The sequence below is a fragment of the Rhizobacter sp. P3_B12 genome (assembly GCF_056402895.1).
The window spans coordinates 1-3367 of record NZ_JBFUGN010000684.1 but is presented as its reverse complement, the minus strand read 5'-3'; the positions used below and the strand labels follow the sequence as shown (position 1 = coordinate 3367).

7 protein-coding genes are annotated in these 3367 nt (G+C 66.0%); 4 read left to right on the top strand and 3 right to left on the bottom strand.

Annotated features, from left to right (window positions below; translation table 11 throughout):
• From AC1D01_RS26140 to AC1D01_RS26130, 3 genes are all read right to left on the bottom strand, one after another.
• Positions 1-360: pyridoxamine 5'-phosphate oxidase family protein (locus AC1D01_RS26140; protein ID WP_477871554.1), on the bottom strand; the 360-nt coding region annotated here is incomplete at its 3' end.
• Complete coding sequence (locus tag AC1D01_RS26135) at positions 357-779, bottom strand: phytanoyl-CoA dioxygenase family protein (RefSeq protein ID WP_477871556.1); 423 nt, start codon at positions 777-779, stop codon at positions 357-359. The genes AC1D01_RS26135 and AC1D01_RS26140, both read right to left, overlap by 4 nt.
• Positions 780-1049, bottom strand: coding sequence for a hypothetical protein (locus AC1D01_RS26130; protein WP_477871552.1), 270 nt, complete (start codon positions 1047-1049; stop codon positions 780-782).
• Positions 1050-1111: 62 nt separating this feature from the next.
• Between AC1D01_RS26130 and cynS the strand changes: the two genes are divergently transcribed.
• The 4 genes from cynS to AC1D01_RS26110 form a co-directional block, all read left to right on the top strand.
• On the top strand, positions 1112-1555 hold the full coding sequence (cynS, locus tag AC1D01_RS26125) for a cyanase (protein ID WP_477871550.1): 444 nt from the start codon (positions 1112-1114) through the stop codon (positions 1553-1555).
• Between the two features lie 138 nt (positions 1556-1693).
• Positions 1694-2128: a hypothetical protein gene (locus tag AC1D01_RS26120; protein WP_477871549.1), complete on the top strand. Its 435-nt coding sequence runs from the start codon at positions 1694-1696 to the stop codon at positions 2126-2128.
• Between the two features lie 302 nt (positions 2129-2430).
• Positions 2431-2667, top strand: coding sequence for a hypothetical protein (locus AC1D01_RS26115; protein WP_477871547.1), 237 nt, complete (start codon positions 2431-2433; stop codon positions 2665-2667).
• Positions 2668-2683: 16 nt separating this feature from the next.
• Positions 2684-3367 (top strand): SpvB/TcaC N-terminal domain-containing protein (locus AC1D01_RS26110; protein ID WP_477871545.1); only part of this gene is annotated, 684 nt, incomplete at its 3' end.

Here is a 3367-nt window from a genome sequence, read left to right as displayed (position 1 = left end):
GACGCGCAATGTCTCGCCGACGCCGGGGATCATGAACAGCAGCGCGACGCGCGGGTCGGCGAGGATGTTGCGCAGGCTGTCGATGCGGTTGTTGCCGCGCCGCTCGGGCAGCAGCAGCGTGTGCTCGTCCTGCACGGTGACGAGCGGGGCCGGGTCGCCGCGCGGCGAGGCGTCGAGGCCGTCCGGGCCGCTGGTGGCGAGCACCGCGAACGGGGCGGTTTCGAGCCAGCGGCGGTAGACCGGGTGCAGCGAGGGCGCCTCCTTGCGGATCGAGGCCTCGCCGACGGCGCCGAACAGGGCTTCGAGCGTGGCGGGGTCGCTGACGGTGAAGGGAGCGGGGGTGGTGGTCGGATCGGTCATGGTTGAACCGCATGTTGCCATCGCAAGCCGTGCGGCGGATCTGCGGGGGCGAACAGGAAGTGCAGCACCCGGCGGCGGCCGGTACCGGTGGCCTTCGACGAGGCGTGCAGCAGCAACGGGCGCATCACGAGCGCATCTCCCTTTGCCGCGCAGAGGGTGACTTCGAGACCCCGGCGGCGCAGCGCGATGGCCTCTTCGTCGTTGATGTGCCCGCGGCGATGGGTGCCGGGGATCACGCGCAGCGGCCCGTCCTGCGCCGTGCAGGGATCGAGGTGCAGGCGCACGGCGATCAGCTGCGCGAGGAAGTCGGCGGGTGGCTGGACGAACAGCGAGCCTTCCTTCTCGGACCAGGCGCGCAGGGCCGGGTGATCGACGCGCTCGGCCACCGGGATGCCGAGATCCTGGTGGGCCGGAACCAGCTAGTTGATGGCCGCGGATTTCTCGAAGAAGGTGCACTGCACGGCGACGCCGCCGGCCGGCATCCATCCGGACAGCACCGGGTGCTGCCGCAGCCGGCGGGCGAGGGCGGCGCACCAGGGCTGAGCGAGCAGGCTGCGCGTGCCTGCGCTGGCGGCGCCCAGGGCCTGGACGAGGTCTGCGATGCGGTCGCAGTCGTCCGGCGCCAGCATGGCGGGGATGAGCGCACTGCCGGTTTCCTCGAAGGACTGTGTCGTGAGCAGCATCGACATGGTGCGCGGCAGGCTAGCACGATCGTTGCTACGAGAGCTGCACCGTCCACAGGAGCAATGCCATGAGCCGCCTCGATGTCACCGAGAAGATCATCGCGACCAAGGTCGCCAAGGGATTGAAGTGGTCCGACGTGGCTGCCAAGGTCGGCCAGAGCAAGGAGTGGACGACGGCTGCCTGCCTCGGCCAGATGACGCTGACGCCGCAGCAGGCCGGCGTGCTCGGCGAGATCTTCGGGTTGAGCGATGCCGAGCAGAAGTGGCTGTGCGTGGTGCCGTACAAGGGGTCGCTGCCGACCGCGGTGCCGACCGATCCGCTGATCTATCGCTTCTACGAATTGGTCAGCGTGTACGGCACGACCTTCAAGGAATTGATCCACGAAGAGTTCGGCGACGGGATCATGAGTGCGATCGATTTCAGGATGGACCTGCAGCGCGAGCCGAACCCGGCGGGGGATCGGGTCAGCATCGTGATGAGCGGGAAGTTCCTGCCGTACAAGACGTACTGAATATTGATGAGAACGCACGTTCTTGCGAGCGGTTGAAGCTTGCACGAGAGCGCGGGCTTCAGTTAACGTACACGCTCCGCGACACAGATCGCACAAAGCAGCCAATGGCGCCGACGAGCGCCGAATCGGGAGGACACCATGAAGATCTTGAACATCGGCGCCTGCAATGCGCCGGCAATGTTGCGTCTGCCGTTGTCCTTGCGACGGATCACGTTGCAGGCCTTGCTTTTGAGCGCCATCTCGTCATGCGCCTTGAATGCCTGTGCCACCGAAGCCTATCTCACCGGTGTCTACCTGCAGTCGGTCGGTGTGATCCAGGCCAATGCGGTCGGCCACCAGGCCGGCAATTTCGAGATTCAGGTTGCAGGCGGCTTCACGGTTCCGGCGGGCATGTCGTGCAGCCCGACCTACATCACCACGCTGCGCAGCGTCGACGCCGACAAGCGCTTGTTCAGCCTGCTGTCGATGGCGGTGCTCGCGCAGAAACCTGTGACTCTGCACATCACGGACAACCCAGCCGTAACGGCGTTCAGCGGGCGCTGCAGTCTGTTCGGGGCCACGCTGGAGCGGTAATCGTATCGAGCCGGCGTCGGGAAGAGCGGGAAGTTCCGGCCGCACGGCACGTCATGAATATTGATGAGGACAGATGCCCTTGGCCGAGGCCGAGCGCTTGCGGGATGCGGGCCGGCTCAGCTAACCTGTGCGCGGCGATCACACGGTCGCACACGACATGAAGATGCGCCCACGAGCGCTCGATGGAGGGATCTCATGAGGATCAGGATCAGCGTCCGTAGGGCGTGGCCCACCCATTTCAATTCGTTCGATCTTGCTGATGCCGACGCGCTGCGTCGCAACCCCTGACCGCCATGAAGACCATGAAGAAACTGCTTGCGTTCCTCACGATGTATGCCCTTGCCTTGCCGGCTTTTGCGGAGGCGGCCTGCGACTGGGAGATCTCGGGTGCGCACATCACCGCCACGGACCAGGCCACGGTGCAAGCCAACAACAAGGCCATCTATGCGCTGCTGCTGGCATCCAAGCTCAGCGACTCGACGGTGCGCATGTTCGGCAGCAATGCCGGATGCCTGGTGAAGTTCATCTATTCGGCCTGAACGACAGAACCAACCCATGAACGTGTCCTTCTTCTCGCGGGCAGATGCCCGGCTGGCCAGGTTTGCAAGTGCCGCGCCGCGCATGCTGGCGATGGTGATGTCCGCAGTGGCGCTGAGCGCATCGGCGCAAGGGCTGGTCGTCAGCGAGAGCGGGCAAGCCGTTTTCAGCTACCCGATCGTCGTGCCGCCCGGTGTAGCGGGGATGGAGCCGAAGCTGAGCCTGGTCTACAACAGCGGCGGCATGAACGGGCCGATGGGAGTCGGCTGGTCGGTGCAGGGCCTGTCGCAGATCACCCGCTGTCCGAAGATCGAGCCGGTGCCGGTCGGCGCGTCGTACAAGCCGCGCATCGTCCCGGTGGCCTATGTTCCGGACGACAACCTGTGCCTCGATGGGCAGCGGCTCGTCAAGGTCGTGAAGGGCAGCGGCTCGTTCGTCGGCGAACCGGCTGCCGACCAGAGCCAACCGTCGCTCGGTGTGGCAACCGGGGCGGTGGAGTACCGGACCGAGAACGACGGTTTCTCGCGCATTCGTGCCAGCGGCTTTGCATCAACCTCCATCGGCGCCTCTGCAGGCCCGGGCACCTTCACGGTTCAGACCAAGGCCGGCCTGACGCAGGTCTATGGCCTGGTCACGGTCGGCACGGCGCCGACGAGCGATGGCGTCGTCAAGGCAGTCGGCGGTGCAAAGGCGGGTGTGGCC